General features: G+C 51.7%; 16 protein-coding genes. 7 read left to right on the plus strand and 9 right to left on the minus strand.

The features are described from left to right. Positions 1 to 19: 19 nt before the first annotated feature. The 5 genes from glgX (at position 20) to AT687_RS13300 (ending at position 5,741) form a co-directional block, all read left to right on the plus strand. Complete coding sequence (gene glgX / locus AT687_RS07675; RefSeq protein WP_014319187.1) at positions 20 to 2,227, plus strand: glycogen debranching protein GlgX; 2,208 nt, start codon at positions 20 to 22, stop codon at positions 2,225 to 2,227. Positions 2,228 to 2,362: 135 nt separating this feature from the next. Beyond that, complete coding sequence (locus AT687_RS07680; protein WP_014319188.1) at positions 2,363 to 3,709, plus strand: 3'-5' exonuclease; 1,347 nt, start codon at positions 2,363 to 2,365, stop codon at positions 3,707 to 3,709. A gap of 134 nt (positions 3,710 to 3,843) precedes the next feature. After that, complete coding sequence (locus tag AT687_RS07685; RefSeq protein ID WP_014319189.1) at positions 3,844 to 4,461, plus strand: hypothetical protein; 618 nt, start codon at positions 3,844 to 3,846, stop codon at positions 4,459 to 4,461. 82 nt (positions 4,462 to 4,543) lie between these two features. Then, a complete protein-coding gene (locus AT687_RS07690) occupies positions 4,544 to 5,563 on the plus strand; it encodes a GTP pyrophosphokinase (RefSeq protein WP_014319190.1) in 1,020 nt (339 codons plus the stop codon). A gap of 52 nt (positions 5,564 to 5,615) precedes the next feature. Next, positions 5,616 to 5,741 carry a hypothetical protein gene (locus AT687_RS13300; protein WP_003852103.1) on the plus strand — a complete coding sequence of 42 codons (126 nt, stop codon included), beginning with the start codon at positions 5,616 to 5,618 and terminating at the stop codon, positions 5,739 to 5,741. Positions 5,742 to 5,825: 84 nt separating this feature from the next. Here AT687_RS13300 and AT687_RS07695 read toward each other — a convergent pair whose 3' ends face one another. Genes AT687_RS07695 through dnaE form a run of 5 tightly spaced genes read right to left on the minus strand, consistent with a single transcriptional unit; the run spans position 5,826 to position 12,031 of the window. Further along, on the minus strand, positions 5,826 to 6,203 hold the full coding sequence (locus AT687_RS07695; protein WP_003852108.1) for an RNA-binding S4 domain-containing protein: 378 nt from the start codon (positions 6,201 to 6,203) through the stop codon (positions 5,826 to 5,828). Positions 6,204 to 6,208: 5 nt separating this feature from the next. Further along, positions 6,209 to 6,439, minus strand: coding sequence for a hypothetical protein (locus AT687_RS07700; RefSeq protein WP_014310592.1), 231 nt, complete (start codon positions 6,437 to 6,439; stop codon positions 6,209 to 6,211). Positions 6,440 to 6,464: 25 nt separating this feature from the next. Then, the gene (locus AT687_RS07705; RefSeq protein WP_014310593.1) at positions 6,465 to 7,106 is read right to left on the minus strand and encodes a YigZ family protein; all 642 of its coding nucleotides are present in this window, start codon (positions 7,104 to 7,106) and stop codon (positions 6,465 to 6,467) included. 23 nt (positions 7,107 to 7,129) lie between these two features. After that, the gene (gene ilvA / locus AT687_RS07710) at positions 7,130 to 8,428 is read right to left on the minus strand and encodes a threonine ammonia-lyase IlvA (protein ID WP_014319191.1); all 1,299 of its coding nucleotides are present in this window, start codon (positions 8,426 to 8,428) and stop codon (positions 7,130 to 7,132) included. Positions 8,429 to 8,470: 42 nt separating this feature from the next. Then, a complete protein-coding gene (gene dnaE, locus AT687_RS07715; RefSeq protein ID WP_003852120.1) occupies positions 8,471 to 12,031 on the minus strand; it encodes a DNA polymerase III subunit alpha in 3,561 nt (1,186 codons plus the stop codon). Positions 12,032 to 12,153: 122 nt separating this feature from the next. Between dnaE and rarD the strand changes: the two genes are divergently transcribed. Then, a complete protein-coding gene (gene rarD / locus AT687_RS07720; RefSeq protein ID WP_010935171.1) occupies positions 12,154 to 13,053 on the plus strand; it encodes an EamA family transporter RarD in 900 nt (299 codons plus the stop codon). On the opposite strand, the gene AT687_RS07725 is transcribed toward rarD, so the two are convergent. Genes AT687_RS07725 through lspA form a run of 3 tightly spaced genes read right to left on the minus strand, consistent with a single transcriptional unit; the run spans position 13,027 to position 14,958 of the window. Then, positions 13,027 to 13,572 carry a hypothetical protein gene (locus AT687_RS07725; RefSeq protein ID WP_014310595.1) on the minus strand — a complete coding sequence of 182 codons (546 nt, stop codon included), beginning with the start codon at positions 13,570 to 13,572 and terminating at the stop codon, positions 13,027 to 13,029. The genes rarD and AT687_RS07725 overlap by 27 nt on opposite strands. Before the next feature lie 7 nt (positions 13,573 to 13,579). After that, entirely contained in the window at positions 13,580 to 14,506 is a 927-nt protein-coding gene (locus AT687_RS07730; protein WP_014310596.1) for an RluA family pseudouridine synthase, read from the minus strand. Continuing rightward, the gene (gene lspA, locus AT687_RS07735) at positions 14,503 to 14,958 is read right to left on the minus strand and encodes a signal peptidase II (RefSeq protein ID WP_014302119.1); all 456 of its coding nucleotides are present in this window, start codon (positions 14,956 to 14,958) and stop codon (positions 14,503 to 14,505) included. Before lspA ends, AT687_RS07730 begins: the two co-directional genes overlap by 4 nt. Positions 14,959 to 15,087: 129 nt before the next feature. Between lspA and AT687_RS07740 the strand changes: the two genes are divergently transcribed. Beyond that, on the plus strand, positions 15,088 to 16,053 hold the full coding sequence (locus AT687_RS07740; protein WP_014310597.1) for a DUF6263 family protein: 966 nt from the start codon (positions 15,088 to 15,090) through the stop codon (positions 16,051 to 16,053). Positions 16,054 to 16,141: 88 nt separating this feature from the next. Here the strand turns inward: AT687_RS07740 and AT687_RS07745 are convergent, their stop codons facing one another. Beyond that, on the minus strand, positions 16,142 to 16,762 hold the full coding sequence (locus tag AT687_RS07745; protein WP_010935175.1) for a WKL family lipoprotein: 621 nt from the start codon (positions 16,760 to 16,762) through the stop codon (positions 16,142 to 16,144). Positions 16,763 to 16,800: the final 38 nt, after the last annotated feature.

The following is a 16,800-nucleotide window of genomic DNA, read 5'->3' on the forward strand; positions in this document are numbered from 1 at the left end:
AGCAGTAGAGTGAGTAGCTATGAACGACTCCCCTGTGACGTCCGATCGTCAAATCTGGCCCGGACAAAGCTACCCACTGGGCTCTAAATACGACGGAGCAGGTACGAACTTTGCTATCTTCTCTGACGTTGCCGAAAAAGTTGAGCTCTGCCTCATCGACACAGAGTGCAATGAGGAAAGAATCCTCCTCGACGAAGTCGATGCCCACATCTGGCACTGCTACCTCCCAGGCGTCAAACCTGGCCAACGCTATGGCTTCCGCGTCCATGGCCCCTATAACCCTGCTGAAGGCAAACGTTGCGATCCCAGCAAACTACTAGTCGATCCATATGCACGCGCTTTTGACGGTGAATTCGATGGACATCCATCGCTGTTTAGCTATGACATCAACGATCCAGAAAATCCCGAGGGTCGCAATACAGAAGACAGTCTCGAACACACCATGAAGTCGGTTGTGGTGAATCCCTTCTTTGACTGGGGTTCAGACCGCAGCCCAAACACGCCGTATAACGAGACCGTAATCTACGAAGCTCATGTCAAAGGCATGACGATGCGCCACCCAGACGTACCAGAATCCCTCCGTGGTACTTATGCTGGTCTAGCGCATCCTTCGATCATCGAACATCTCAAAGACCTTGGCATCACTGCAATCGAGCTCATGCCAGTGCATCAGTTCCTGCAAGATGACCGCCTCCGCGACTTGGGATTGCGTAACTATTGGGGCTATAACACCTTTGGTTTCTTTGCACCTCAACAAGATTATGCGGCGGCCCAAGAGCCAGGTGGCGCTGTCTCCGAGTTCAAAGGAATGGTGCGTGCCTTCCACGAAGCAGGCATCGAGGTCATCCTCGACGTGGTCTATAACCACACCGCGGAGGGAAACCACATGGGTCCCACGATCGCATTCCGCGGCATCGACAATGAGGCATACTACCGCCTCGTTGACGGAGATAAAGCCCACTACATGGACTACACGGGCACCGGAAATTCACTCAACGTCCGAGATCCGCATCCATTGCAAATGATCATGGATTCCCTGCGTTACTGGGTCTCAGAGATGCACGTTGATGGTTTCCGATTCGACTTAGCTTCCACTTTGGCTCGTGAACTACACGACGTGGATAAGCTCGCTACATTCTTCGATCTTGTCCAACAAGATCCGATTGTTTCTCAAGTCAAACTCATCGCCGAGCCTTGGGATGTGGGCGAGGGCGGTTACCAAGTGGGTAATTTCCCGCCGCTTTGGACTGAGTGGAATGGAAAATACCGCGATACTGTCCGTGATTTCTGGCGTGGTGAGCCGTCGACACTCGGCGAATTTGCTTCTCGTCTTACTGGCTCTTCAGACCTGTACGCCAATAATGGTCGCCGCCCTACGGCTTCTATCAACTTCATCACGGCTCACGACGGCTTCACGCTCAATGACCTAGTCAGCTACAACCACAAGCACAACGATGCAAATGGTGAAGACGGTCGAGATGGGGAAAGCCACAATCGTTCGTGGAACTGCGGCGAAGAAGGCCCCACCGAAGATCCTGAGATCAACAAATTACGTGCACGTCAACGACGTAATTTCCTCACAACGCTTTTGCTCAGCCAAGGCACCCCCATGATTGCCCATGGCGATGAAATGGCGCGTACTCAAGATGGCAATAACAATGTTTACTGCCAAGACAATGAGACGTCGTGGATGGATTGGGAGCTAGCAGACAAAAACGCTGCGTTGATGGAGTTCACCAAACGGCTCATCACGATCCGCCGTAACCATCCTGTGTTTAGACGCCGGCGCTTCTTGGCTGGGGGTCCGTTGGGATCAGAAGTAGGCGACCGCGATATTGCGTGGCTGGTTCCTTCTGGCAAGTTGATGGGTCAAAGCGACTGGGATTTCGCCTGTGGCAAGTCCCTCATGGTCTACTTCAATGGCAAAGCCATCCAAGAACCCGATGCGCGCGGCCAACGCATTGAAGATGACTCCTTCATCATGATGTTCAATGCCTATCACGAGCCGATCGACTTTACTCTTCCTGACACCGAGTTCGGTCCAGCGTGGAAACTTATCGTCGATACCAATGTTGATACTGGCTACCCTGACGAAGCAAAGACGCTTCGCGCAGGCGACTCGATTACCGTCGAAGCACGCAGCACGCTGATCCTTCGACTCGTCGACACCACACATAAGTCCCAAACTGTGGAAAAGGATCGTCGAGACGACGACTACAGTGACTAGTTAACGTCGACACGCACTGCGGCGCCCGATCATGCGATGACACGTTCGAGCGCCGCAGTGAGCATGTCACTGCACACCTGTAGTGTCAGACATCTGAGCAAGCACAAACCATAGGAATTCAAGGAGCACAGCACTATGTCCGGCCTCATCCCAGCACACGGTTTAGGCTTCCGCGTTGATGCCTCGACGCTTACAGGTCAGTCGTCGCTACTGCGTGCAAGCCTAGGGCTTGACGACGTCCACCTGCAGGTTTCCGCCATCACAGAAGTAAAATCGGTGTCTGTAGCTGACGCCTTTGACCGCGGACTAGTTACTGTTACTGCAGACAAAGAAATTGCTATTTGGTTCCCGCCTAACAGTGCAACCGAACAAGAACTTTTTGTTCGTACACTGTCAGCAGCAATGAATGGCGATGGCCCTATTCCCCAACCCGTGCCCCACTTAGATTTTGTGGCGGTCGATGTGGAAACAGCTAATAGCGACTGGGGTTCTATTTGTCAGATCGGTGCGGCTAAAGTACGAGATGGTCACGTTGTAGAAACCAAAGAGTGGCTATGCACCCCACCAGGCGATTTGAATTCCTTCGACGAAGCTAACATCGCCATTCACGGCATTACCGCAGATATGGTCGCAACTGCGCCTAGCTTCGCTGAATGCTACAAGCAATTTGCTGACTTCGCAGGAGATCTTCCTCTGGCTGCACACAACGCACAATTTGATATGACTGCTTTCCTGCGTGCTACCCAAGCTGCTGATATTCGCCTGCGCACCACCAATTTTGGTTGTTCTCTCGCTGCCGCGCGCGCAGCACACCTACCTATTGCGAATCATAAACTTCCCACTGTCTCACAACATCTTCATGTTGAGCTTCGAAATCACCATAACGCTTGTGCGGATGCCGAAGCCTGCGCCGGAATTCTCATCGCTCTTACACAACGTCTGAACACCGAAATCACTGATTTTGCCTCCGCATTTAACATGCTAGGGTTCCACACTGGTCAATTATCCGACGCTCGTGTGTATCCAGTTCTCAAAGTTCGTGGTGCCTCGAGCGCTCCAGCTTCACCTGATTCCGCTGCCGCTGCTATTCAAACCCCACCAGCAGAAAAACCCCGCAAAGCAACCAAAGCAGCACGGGCGCCGTGGTCGAAGGTGGCAACTCCAGAAACAATCCCTGACCCTAATCCTGATGCCGATCCTCAGGGCCGGCTCTTTGGGCAATCTGTCACGCTTAGCGGCGATTTCGCCCCCTACGACAAAGGCGAGCTGTGGGCTGGAATTGCGAACCAAGGAGGCATTATTGGCAAAAACGTCACGAAAAAGACGACCATCCTTGTATGCGGCCCATGGGACAAACCGACTTCTAAACAAAAACGTGCCGAAGAACTGCGCGCCAAAGGCCAAGTAATTGACCTATGGACTCAAGAAGACCTGTTTGCGCAACTAGGTCTTAATCCCGAGGACGAACAACCACCGTTTTAATATCCCACGCAGAGGCCACAAAGGGGCCACACAAAGGGGGTAAAAGATAAATCTTTGGGAACCAACCCCCGTGCTCGTTACGTCTGAATATGTAGAGCTTTCATATCAACAGACAAGGAGCACTGGGGATCAACATGCAGTCTGACACCACTCCCAAGCACACCGACATTCTCACGTCCATTCAATTGTCGCTCACGCCACGCCGTGACCCAGCTTTTGAAGAAACAACCACCGACGAGCAAACGAGTGTTCAGATCGCACTATCTCCATGCCTTAACGCCACTATTGCTAGTAGCAAGTATTCACTGGACGACTTAGACGTAAGTGCGCAATACCTGTGGGATACCGCAGCAGATAATCTGATCTATACCACGAGTAATGCACGTGGAATCCCTATCAGAACAAGACCCACCACTTTTCTTACCAAGCGTATGACCGAAGGTCTTCAGGTTGACGTCACCGGCGCACCCACGAGTGCATGGATCGCGCATCCACTTACCTTCGAAGTCATTTATCACCACTTGGCCAACATCTTGTGCGCAACCCCAGTTTTCTACGTGCCACATCCCCAATTATTAATCGCGGTTGCTTCTCACATTGTGAGCCCGCAATTGGAATCATGGCTGTCAACCTTTTCTACCCCGCTCGTCAAAGACGCCTTGATCTACCACGAAGGATTCCCCGCACATATTAAGTCCACAGCTTGGCAACAACCGTTGCGTCACATGTCCAGTGATCAGTTATCGGCCTAACAGTGCCGCTTAGTGGTAGTATGTAGCGCCGATCATGGTCATCACTTACAAAGATCTTTCCCCGTAGCACCAAGGAGCATCAATGCCTCAGTCACTGATTTCTGAGCTACATACTCAGTACGCTCAGTTCGTTCGGAAACATCCCCATGCCGAACGAGACTTCAGTGATGCGCTCGAAGATGTCCTGACCGATGCTGGTCTTACGTACGATCGCGTCAGCGCTCGCATTAAAAGTTGGCATTCTCTGAAAACCAAGGCCCGAAAGAAGAACGCGCAGGGTGCGTTTATTTATCCTCACCCATGGGACGATGTCCACGACATCATCGGTGTGCGGATTACAACTCTGCATTCCACCGAGATTCCACAGATTATCGAAGCCCTCGCCGATGTTTTCACGGTGGAGCGCTCCGTCGATAAGACTGCCCTTACTCGCATTTCGGGAAGCTTTGGCTACGGATCGCATCACCTTATTCTCAAAATCGACGATCGCGTCAAAGATCTCAACAATTACGTCGGCATGGTTTTCGAAGTTCAAATTCGTACCGTTTTGCAACATGCTTGGGCAGAATTCGAACACGATATTCGATACAAGCGTTCAGGTGACCTTGATCCCCAAATCGACAGAGCCTTTACACTAGCCGCGGGGCTTATCGAATTAGCAGATCAACAGTTTGATCTCATCGCAGCAATCCAAGAACCTCAAAAGCACAGCCCCAACCTTGAGGTCGACATTACTGCCGAAACGTTGCCGGGAGTTATCGCAATGCTTGTAGGTTCCCGTTTCCCACAATCACGCAGCGAGCACTATCGTTGGCTCGAAGAATTACTCTTCGCACACTCCATCACTACTGCAGCTCAGCTGAAGGATTTGCTTAACGATCGCGACATCGAAGCAGTACGCAAGGCCTTGAACTACAAGTTCAAGCCAGGACAAGTACGCATTATCGACGACCTCCTGCTATACCGTTATGGCACCAAGCATATTGAAGCCACTGGGGAAACCGGAAAGAATCCTCGCCTCCGTCTCCCCCGACTTAACGAACGCCTCCGAATTCTTAACAAACATGCCCCTCGAAACCGCTCAGATTTACAACAATCCTGAACAAACGTATCGTGGAAACAACATACTTCAACGTTGAGGAGAATACGGATCGATGACTTCATCCATTTTGGTGTTTCCAGATCTCGCAGACTTTATTGCCACATGGGCGCTAAGCATCGCGGACTTCTTCCGCAAATTTGGAATTGATTTTCCACCACCAAGCTGGGGATTATCCTAATTCACCCGTAAATAACGAAAGTCTTTCGCTCCTTATAGGTTTAAGGAGTGAAAGACTTTCTTCGTTTCGCATGAACGCCCACTATCAGCGCCTACCACGCAACCGATCGATGTCTCGGCGTTCTTTCTTCGTTGGCCGCCCCGCGCCTTTGTCACGACGTGGCATAGAAAGCAGAATTTCTTTCGGCGGCGGTGGCGGAGAATGATCAATGTAGCAGGCTTGGGCAATTGCAGCACCTACACGTTTACGAACTGTGCTAACAACCTCTACATCACGCTCGCGGTGATCAGCCCATACCCGTACTCGGTCCCCCGGAGTAACCAACTGCGAGGGTTTAACTGCAACCCCGTTGAGTTTGATATGTCCTGCCTTGCACGCCTGCGCTGATAACGACCGTGTTTTGAGCAAACGAACAGCCCAAACCCACACGTCGATACGCACAGGTGCCGCATCCTCTGCCATGGGTGCTATACGTCCTTATGATTGACTATTTTTTGAACCTTAGACCAATTAACCCAACCACCCACCACGGCGATGACAAGGCCAATGAGAAGCCATGTTGCCGACTCTGCAATGAGTGCGAGAGCAATGCCGCCGACTACTCCACCGGCTATGGACACCACGGCGTTGCGAGAATACTTACGCACTTCTAATTTGCGCTGTTCAATGCTATTAATAGGACGCCTTTGCATAGTCATGGTGTAGATACTAATGCAGCACAGCTTAGGATACCGATTCGATCCATGACACCCCAGCTTCTCGCAAAACCGCCGCGCCCGAAGTAAGAGAAGACAACAATCCCTGGGTCTGTTCCCGTTGCCCAATTTCAACGGCGATCGTCATCGTCACTCGGTTGCTATAGGAGACATCAACAATATCAATATCTCGGCGCCGTAACTCAGATTCCAACCTGCCAGCATCGCTATGGTTGGCCTCGATGGTATAAAGCTCTCGACGCCTACGTTGTACGCTGCGAACCAATTCAAGGCACTGTGATACCGAATCAGAGTACGCATGGACTAGCCCACCTGCGCCCAATTTCACTCCACCGAAATAGCGGACTACGACCGCAACGATGTCTAGCAGACCACTACCACGGACGACGTCGAGCATGGGAGTTCCTGCAGTTCCCGAAGGTTCACCATCGTCGCTTGAACGTTCTACAGGAACTGCATCGTCAACATGGACTATGAATGCGCTGCAGTGATGACGTGCATCAGGGAACTCATTTTTCAGTTCATTGATAACGTCTCTAGCTTCTTGTTCCGTCGTAGCCCGTCGAATTACCGTGATGAATCGTGACCGTTTAATCTCGATTTCGTTGCGAAATTCCTCGTGGGCAACAGGCCTACGGTAGAGGTCCACCGCTCTCCTTTTCGTCCGAGTCGTTACAAATTAACGAGGTAACTATACTCTGGCGTTCCAGGTTCTAGTCGCCGGCAATCAATCCGCGAAGCATTCATTCGCTCGAGCAAACCGTCAAGTTCGGAAGCAACTCCGAGTTGAAGTCCTACGAGCGCTGTTCCGGTTTCACGGTTGTTGCGTTTGAGATATTCAAACAAAGTGATGTCATCATCTGGGCCCAAGATGTCGTTCAGGAAAATACGTAGCTGCCCTAGCTCCTGTGGGAAATTGACGAGGAAGTAGTGCTTGAGTCCGCGATGAACGAGGGAGCGCTCCATGATTTCCCCATAACGCAGCACATCGTTGTTACCACCAGAGATGATGCAGACAACTACGTCCCTGCTTCCAAGTGACAGCTCTTTCAATCCAGTAACTGACAGCGCCCCTGCAGGTTCTGTAATGATGCCCTCGTTTTGATACAAGTCAAGCATCTCAGTACATACAGCACCTTCATTAACGCTGATGGGATGAATACGGCCTTGGTTGTGTTCGATGATGTGATAGTTAAGATCACCGATACGTTTCACAGCGGCACCGTCGACAAATGGGTCAACATTATCCAAGGTCACAGGACCGTGAGCATCCAGAGCGGCGCGCATGGATGCCGCACCTTCTGGTTCTACTCCAACGATCGCGGTGCGTGGCGCCATATCAGCAAGATAGCTGACAACGCCGGAAAGCAATCCACCACCACCAACGGGCACGACGACGGTATCAAGTGTTTTACCCAGCGTTGTTAATTGTGCCAAGATCTCTGCTGCTACAGTTCCCTGGCCGATAACGGTATCGCGGTTATCGAATGGTTCCACCATCGTTGCGCCTTCGACGCGAGCGTACTCACGTGCAGCAGCTGCCGCTTCATCAAAATTGGCACCGGTGACTACGAGTTCTACAGCGTCGCCACCATGGACCATGATACGGTCGCGTTTTTGCTTAGGCGTTGCTGCCGGAACGTAGATTCGACCTTTGATACTCATGGTTCGGCAGGCGAAAGCCACACCTTGGGCATGATTGCCTGCCGACGCCGCCACGATCCCAGCCACTCGTTGTTCCTCTGTCAGTTGCGAGATCGCATTGACAGCACCACGGATTTTATAGGACCGAACGTCTTGAAGGTCTTCGCGCTTGAGATAGACTTCGCATCCCGTCATTTGCGACAACCGTGGGCAATGCTGCAGGGGCGTCGGTGCAATAGAAGCAGAAATTCGAGACTGTGCCATTTGAATATCAGCGGCGTGAATTGCGCCGAAAGTGACCTGCTGGTTTTCTGCTTCTTTACTCATGGGCAACAATTTTAACCACGGGGTACTACTGCTGCCTAACACCTACCCCAAAATGCCCGGCCCCATGGTGGCTTTCAGGTCACCCATGAGATTTCCACTGCGATTAACTCGGAGGTGTTCGCCCAAAATCATCACTGTTTTTTCTTCTCCATGAACCACATTCAGGTACACGTCGGAATCTCCTTTGTTATTAGAGAGCACCTGTTTGAGCTTGGCAATATTTTCCATAGTGCACTGATCGGTTCGGAGGGTAAGACGCAGCGGTAGACCAGCACCATTGCCTGGTCCCAATTCTGGAACTTTGAGGTCGTCACAGAATAGCGACATTCGATCGTCACGAATGCTGACATGTGCCTTAGCAAGAATAATGTTATCTTCCACGATCTGCGGACCGACAATGGCGTAGATCTTGTTGAACACAAGCAGATCCACCTGTGCACCATGGTGGTCCTCCATCGTAACGATTGCCCACGGAGATCCGTCTTTCTTGGAGTAGCGACGATCTACGCCGGAAATGATTCCGCCAATGGTAACTTCTGCACCATTACGCAGCTCACCACTCAAAATGGTGGTCAATGGAGTATCAGTTTGCGCCTCTAGTGCTTCTTCATAGCCATCGAGCGGATGGCCAGAGACATAAAGACCAAGCATTTCACGCTCGAGCGCAAGCTGATGCTTTTTGTCCCACTGTGCATCTGGAATTTGAACGGCGAAGACATTATTGACTTCTTCGGCGTCTGCACCAAGACCTGCAAAAAGATCAAACTGGCCTTTATCGGCGGCTTTCTTTGTACTGGTGACAGCATCCACTGCATCCTCATGGATCAGCAGCAATCCTTTGCGAGGATGATCCATAGAGTCAAAGGCGCCTGCCTTAATTAAGGATTCGGTCACACGCTTGTTACACGCAGTGATATCGATCTTGTCTAAGTAATCCGAAAAATCGGTGAAAGCACCTTTTTCTTCACGCGCCTTAATGATCGCAGCCACAACGTCTTCACCCACGTTACGCACTGCGCCAAGACCGAAGCGGATGTCCTCGCCAACTGGCATGAAGTTTAGGTGGGATTCATTCACGTCTGGCGACAACACCGAAATATCAAGATGCCTGCAGTTGGAAAGATAGATCGCAGACTTGTCCTTCTTATCTGCCACCGACGTCAACAACGCCGCCATATATTCCGCGGTGTAGTTAGCCTTAAGGTAGGCGGTCCAATAAGACACCAACCCATAGCCTGCCGCGTGAGACTTGTTAAACGCGTAGGATGCGAACGGCTCAATTGTTCCCCACAGTGCGTCGACAGCTGCTTTGGAATAACCATTGGAGAACATACCCTCAGAGAACTTCTTATACTCCTTGGCAAGAACTTCAGGTTTCTTCTTACCCATGGCTTTACGGAATCCATCTGCTTCGCCAGCAGTGTAGTTTGCTAGCTTGCGAGAAATCTCCATGATCTGCTCTTGATACACGATCAGACCATAGGTTTCTTCAAGGATTTCCTTGAGTGGTTCTTCGAGTTCGGGGTGGATTGGCTCAATAGGCTTTCGGCCATTTTTGCGATCTGCATAGTCCCAGTGCGCGTTCACGCCCATCGGACCTGGACGATACAGTGCGAGAGACGCCACGATATCGTTGAAGCCAGTTGGTTGCATACGCTTCAGCAATTCCTGCATGCCGCCGGAGTCAAGCTGGAACACGCCTAGGGTATCGCCACTAGATAGCAGCTTGTACACATTGGGATCGTCGGTTTGTAGGGCTTCAAGATCAAGCTCTTCATTTCGATTGATCTTAATGTTTTCTAGGCAGTCACCGATCACGGTCAGGTTACGCAGACCAAGGAAGTCCATCTTCAGCAAACCGATGGCTTCGCATGCAGGATACGGCCATCCGGTGATCAAGGCACCGTCGTTAGCACGCTTCCACATAGGAATATGCTCAAGTAGCGGAACGCTGGCCATAATCACAGCACAAGCGTGCACACCAGCTTGTCGCACAACACCTTCAAGGCCACGAGCGGTGTCGTAGATCTTGCGCACATCTGGATCAGTTTCAATCAGATGACGCACCTCACCTGCCTCGCCGTATCGAGGGTGTTCTGGATCCATGATTCCGGATAATGGAATATCCTTCGCCATGATTGCTGGCGGAAGTTCCTTAGTAATACGGTCGGCCATTTTGTAGCCTTCTTGACCATATTGCACGCGCGCTGAGTCCTTCAACGCCTGTTTGGTTTTCACGGTACCGAACGTAATCACTTGGGCAATCTTGTCTTCGCCCCATCGTTGAGCCGCGTATCGGATCATCTCACCGCGTCGGCGATCGTCGAAGTCAATATCGATATCTGGTGCAGAGGGACGCTCTGGGTTCAAGAACCTCTCAAAAAGAAGTCCATGCTCCATAGGATCGATGTTGGTGATGGTCAATGCGTAAGCAACCAATGCACCAGCCGCGGAACCACGACCAGGCCCCACTCTAATGCCGATGGAACGTGCATGTTTGATGAGCTCAGCCACGATAAGGAAGTAGGAAGGATAGCCCTTCATATCGATAACGTCGATTTCAAATTCGGCGCGCTCGAGATAGTTCTGCGGTACTGCTCCCCCGTTAAACCGCATACGCAATCCTTCGTGGACTTCATGTCGCAACCACGATGTTGGGGTGTGGCCTTCAGGAACATCGGCAATAGGCATGCGGTCGTGGGGATGCGGTTCCCAGATCTCGCCGTAGTCTTGAACACGCTCTGCAATCCATAGCGTGTTATCGCATGCTTGTGGAACCAGTGAATCCCACGTTTCCCGCATTTGCTCAGCGGTTTTGATGTAATAGCCCGATCCGTCGAACTTGAATCGATCGGGGTCGCTCAAGGTTTTACCTGTTTGCACACACAGCATAGCTTCGTGCGCAGGAGCCTGCGATTCCAGCACATAATGACAGTCGTTGGTCACCAACGGGGGCAAGTCGAGCTTTCGGCCAATTTCTAGGAGCTCTGAGCGGACTCTATTCTCAATCTCGAGGCCGTGATCCATGAGTTCAAGGAAGTAGTTTTCTTTGCCGTAGATGTCTTGCCACATGGCTGCGGCTTCCAAAGCTTGGTCAAATTGCCCGAGGCGAAGACGCGTTTGCACATCACCTGATGGGCATCCTGTCGTCGCAATGATTCCAGTGGCGTGCTCTGCGATCAGCTCGGCATCCATTCGAGGCCATTTACCTAATTGGCCTTCATACGATGCCATCGAAGACAAGTAGAAAAGATTGTGAAGCCCTTCAACGTTTTCGGCCAGCATGGTTTGGTGGAGATAGGCACCAGAGGCTGAGACGTCGTCGGATTTTTGATGGGGTTCACCCCAGCGCACACGTTCCTTGTGCAAGCGCGATCCAGGTGCCATATAGGCTTCGATACCGATGATCGGTTTTACCCCGGCAGCTTTCATTGCCCGATAAAATGCATCGGATCCAAACATGTTTCCATGATCGGTCATACCTACTGCAGGCATGCCCTGCCTGACAACTTCTTCTGCCAACATGTCCACTTTTGCCATTCCGTCGAGCATCGAATACTCGGTGTGATTATGTAAGTGAACAAAGGAAGATTTTTTGGCCATAGGCAGACAGTCTAGTGGTTCTACTTCGCCAAAACGAGTGCCCAGCACACAGCATATTGGAATTAATTTCCATTAATATTTTTGGGTGACTTATCGGGGGCGAAACTTGCCCCTAACGTCACATGAAGAGTAAGTGTTCCCTAATGATCTACGGAATTCTGGCGTATTTACTTTGGGGACTCTTCCCAGCATTTTTCCCGCTGCTCCTTCCCGCCGCACCGCTAGAAATCATCGCACACAGAATTCTTTGGACAGGTGTATTCATGGCCATCGCGGTCGTGATAACCCGCCAGTGGCGCGAGCTGCTATCTGCAGGAAAAGGTCAATGGTTACGCCTAGCGCTCGCCTCGGTTCTCATCGCTGCTAACTGGCTCATCTACGTGATTGCCGTGAACACAGGCCACGTTGCTGATGCCGCTTTTGGGTATTTTATTAACCCAATTGTCAACGTTGTTTTGGGTGTTGCTTTTCTGCGAGAACGCCTACGCCCTTTGCAATCGCTGAGCGTGGTGATCGCTGCGGCTGCCGTGGTAGTTCTGTCAGTTTTCGGTGGCAGCGCTCCTCTGCTTTCTTTAAGCCTCGCACTCTCCTTCGGCTTTTATGGGCTAGTAAAAAAGAAAGTCACAATCTCTGCAGCTGCTTCACTGACCGCCGAAACCTTTGTGTTGCTGCCATTAGCTTTGGGCTACATCATTTACCTCGAAATAACAGGTCCGGGCACTTTCGTTTCCCACGGCCCAGCCCATGCAGGATTACTTATTAGCGCCGGTGCCATCACCGCAGTCCCACTTCTACTTTTCGGATTAGCCACGAAATTCATTCCGCTTTCAACGATCGGCATGTTGCAATACATGACACCCACATTCCAAATGCTGTGGGCTGTCTTTGTGGTCAATGAGAATATCGAACCGCTGAAATGGGTAGGGTTTGGCATCATTTGGATTTCTGTCGCCATGTACATTGGCGACGTCCTCCTGCAGCGTCGCCAAAGAACGTTACGGCTCCACAACAGGAGCAAGTAGACCGATTCTCCCCCATGCAGCGTCAGGTGGAAGAACCTCCACCGTCGCAACGCGTTGCGACGCAGCCACGCGCCGGAGTTGATCACCCGGCGCATGCACCACGAGCGCCGCAATAGTTTCCGGATCACCGCCACGCATCCGGCATTGCTCAGCAATAACGCGACCACGGTTGGCATTTCCTGTGGGCTCGGGCAGATCTAATGCGGGTCCTTGTCCGAGAAGTACGGCATTGACCCGCATGATACCGGCTTTTTCTGCTATATCCCCTGCCGTGTTGGCGTCGATAAGCCGTGGAAACGCAACGAGCGCAAAGGCTGGTTCCGATGCCATCTCGAGAGATTTCTGTGCTCGAATGGCATAGTCTTGACTCGTTTCGTCCCGATTTCGCCCTAGTTGATCGCCGTTGATGTTCATTGGCTTCGCTGTTTTATCTGAGGTAGACAGCACCACTACCCCAAGCATTAACACTGCAATGCTCAACAGCGCTACAACGATGCGACGGCGATCAAAGGAATCCACGTCTGTATTACTCGCTTCTTAGCACATCGAGGGCATGCTGCAGATCTTTCGAATAAGGCGACTCGATCTCAACCCATCGGCCGTCCGCTGGGTGATGAAAGCCCAAAGACACGGCATGCAGCCATTGACGATCAAGACCTAGGCGTGCAGAAAGCACAGGATCCGATCCATACATGGGATCGCCACAACAGGGATGATGCAGGGCGGACATGTGCACACGAATTTGGTGAGTGCGTCCTGTTTCTAGATGAATGCGAAGTAACGACGCCTCGGCAAAAGCCTCAATCGTTTCATAGTGAGTAACAGCGTGTTTTCCGTCCGTTGTTACAGCAAAGCGCCAGCCAGCCGAAGGATGACGCCCAATAGATGCATCAATCGTGCCGCTCAGCGGATCCATATGTCCTTGCACTAGCGAGTGATAGGTCTTGGTAACCGTGCGTTCTTTGAAGGCTCGCTTGAGTACGGAATATCCGCGTTCCGAAGCAGCGACAACCATCACGCCAGAGGTACCGACGTCAAGGCGCTGCACGATACCTTTACGCTCCGGTGGACCTGACGTAGAAATACGGAAACCAGCAGCGGCCAAGCCACCGATGACAGTTGGACCTTCCCATCCCAGGGTGGGATGCGCTGCGACACCTACTGGTTTATTAACAGCAATCACATCATCATCGGAGTACAGGATGTCCATACCCTCAATGAGTTCTTCGCGTGGCGTGAGATCGCGGACTTCAGGAAGCGTGACATCGAGCCATTGCCCCTCAGACAAGCGGTCTGACTTTCCGACGCAATGCCCGTCGACAACTACATCGCCGGCAATAGCAAGATCCGCAGCTGCGGTTCGAGAAATACCTAAAAGTTTGCTCAGGGCGGCGTCGACACGCATGCCTGCTAGCCCCTCAGGGACCGGCAACGATCTTTGTTCGCGGCTCATTCCTTCCCCTCCTTACGGCCTTCCAACAGCATTGCGATCACAACAAGAACCACACCACAGCTAATGGCACTATCAGCGACATTAAAAACTGCAAAATTTCCTACCGAAATAAAATCCACAACGTGGCCGATAAAAAATGCTGGTGCTCGAAATAACCGATCAATAAGGTTGCCTAACGCACCCCCCGCAATCAACGCGAGGCCGACAGCCTGCCATGGATCTTTGATTTTACGCATCGTAGCGACGATTCCAATGACAAAAATCAATTGGATACACGTGAACACCCACGTAGCGTTTTCTCCAATTGAAAACGCCGCTCCGGAATTAAACAGCAACCGCAATCGGAACCAATCCCCCACGAGGTAGATGATGTTCCCATCACGCAATGCCGAAAGCATCCACGTTTTTACCAGCTGATCAACAAGTGCCACGAGCGCGATGATCGCTGCCATAACACCAACCCACGTCTGGCTTTGTTTTTGACGTCGTGCCTCTGGATTACTCCTGTCCGTTAGACTCACGCCTTATATCTTGGCAAAAATCCACCTCAAACTAACAACCGACAGGCTAACCCCGCTAAAATGACGCTGGTGCGCCTACAAAAACGATCAATTTCCCGCAATCGTCATCACACCAGAATCGGTCTCTGCTGCATCACCGTTGCCGCGCTAAGCCTAAGCGCCTGCAGCTCTGAGAATTCCTCCTCGAAGGAGACTCGCCCCAAAATAGAACAAGCAATCGGCGCACAAGTAGACACTCCACGAGTCACACTTATCGACCACGGAAACTCACCCCAACAGTTGGTGACCTATCGTGACGACGGCGCCCAAACAACCCGACGGATTAAAATTTCGGACGGATTAACACACCACACTGAAAGCGCTGCACAGCTCGATACCACAGCGCCACATGGCGGCGATGTTACATCCTTAACTACCGATGCCACGGTGTCGACTACCCGTAAAGATTCCCAGCGTTCAGTTACCGCGATCATTGATCACCCCACCATTGACGACCTAGAGCGCTCTAGAGATATCGATTCCACACATGGATTCCAACTCGGCTGGTTTGGCGCCGATAATGGGCGCATCAGCTCCGTGAATCTCGCTGCCCCTGTTGATGCCAGCGACGATGGCCGCGCCCTCATGGAACGCTTTCTCATGAAGATGGTCAACATCCCCATAATCTTCCCCGAAGAACCAATTGGCCCTTCAGCCCGTTGGACCGTGGACTCACGTGTGGCAGGCGAAGCAACAATGCTGCAGACCACCACGTTTACGCTCACATCGATCAAAGGCAACAACGTTGAGTTGGATGTCTCCATCACCCAACGGCCAGCATTAGGCGCCATTGAAGCCCAAGGCACCACGTTGCACGTGCTTAATGCGAACACCACCAGTAACGGCAACCTCCGAGTTGATCTGTCACAGCCGTTACCGACTGAAGGTACGCTTCGCTATACCACCCGAGTGATTTATGGTGAGCGTGAAAAAGATGTTCGCGTAGTACAAGACTCGACCACTTCCATCGAGTTTTCAACCCCATAAAACAACAACATCGGGGCTTCTTATGGCCGCTCTCCTTCTAGAAGAGAAACCTCATATAGAAGCCCCAGATTATTGTTTCTACTCATTTTTACTGAGGAGCTGGCGCCTCGGGTGCAGGTGCTTGTTCAGGCGCAGGAGCTTCTGGTGCCGGAGCCTGCTCTGGAGCCGGTTGTCCCTCCGGTGCTGGAGCTGCTGGATCAGCACACATCGCCGGAATCTGTTCAGGCGCCACAGTGTTCTTAATCAAGGTACAAGCCCACGACTGCGAGAGCTTCCACGTGCCATTTTCATAAATAAACTCAACATTTTCAGCCGGTTGCGCTTCCTTGCCGGGCAACGTGAAATTCACGGTTGCCAGAACAGAATTGGGAGTATAACCAGGCAGAATTGGTGGCACGACTTGGAAGTTAGCGCCAGATTCCTGCTTAGAAGCAGTCATGGTTTCAAACAACTCGGGGGCAGTTTCTCCGCCCTGAACTGTGGCAACTTTTTGTTCCACAGGAGCAGCCGGATCAGTTGCCACTGCCAAAATTGCATTGAGTTCTTCAGCAGTTGGTAGTTCCGCAGGAGCTGCTTCAGCGGCAGACGAGGCTTCGCTGGAGGTTGCGCTCTTCGAGGTCTTGGGATCCGACGAATCGTCGGAACATGCAGCAAGAGAGATTACTGCTGCTGCAGTAGCGGTCGCTGCCACGATCTTAGATAGCTTCACAAATACTCCTCTAGTCGGCTCGTTGCCGTGATGATGTC

This window comes from Corynebacterium diphtheriae, from assembly GCF_001457455.1.
GTDB lineage: Bacteria > Actinomycetota > Actinomycetes > Mycobacteriales > Mycobacteriaceae > Corynebacterium > Corynebacterium diphtheriae.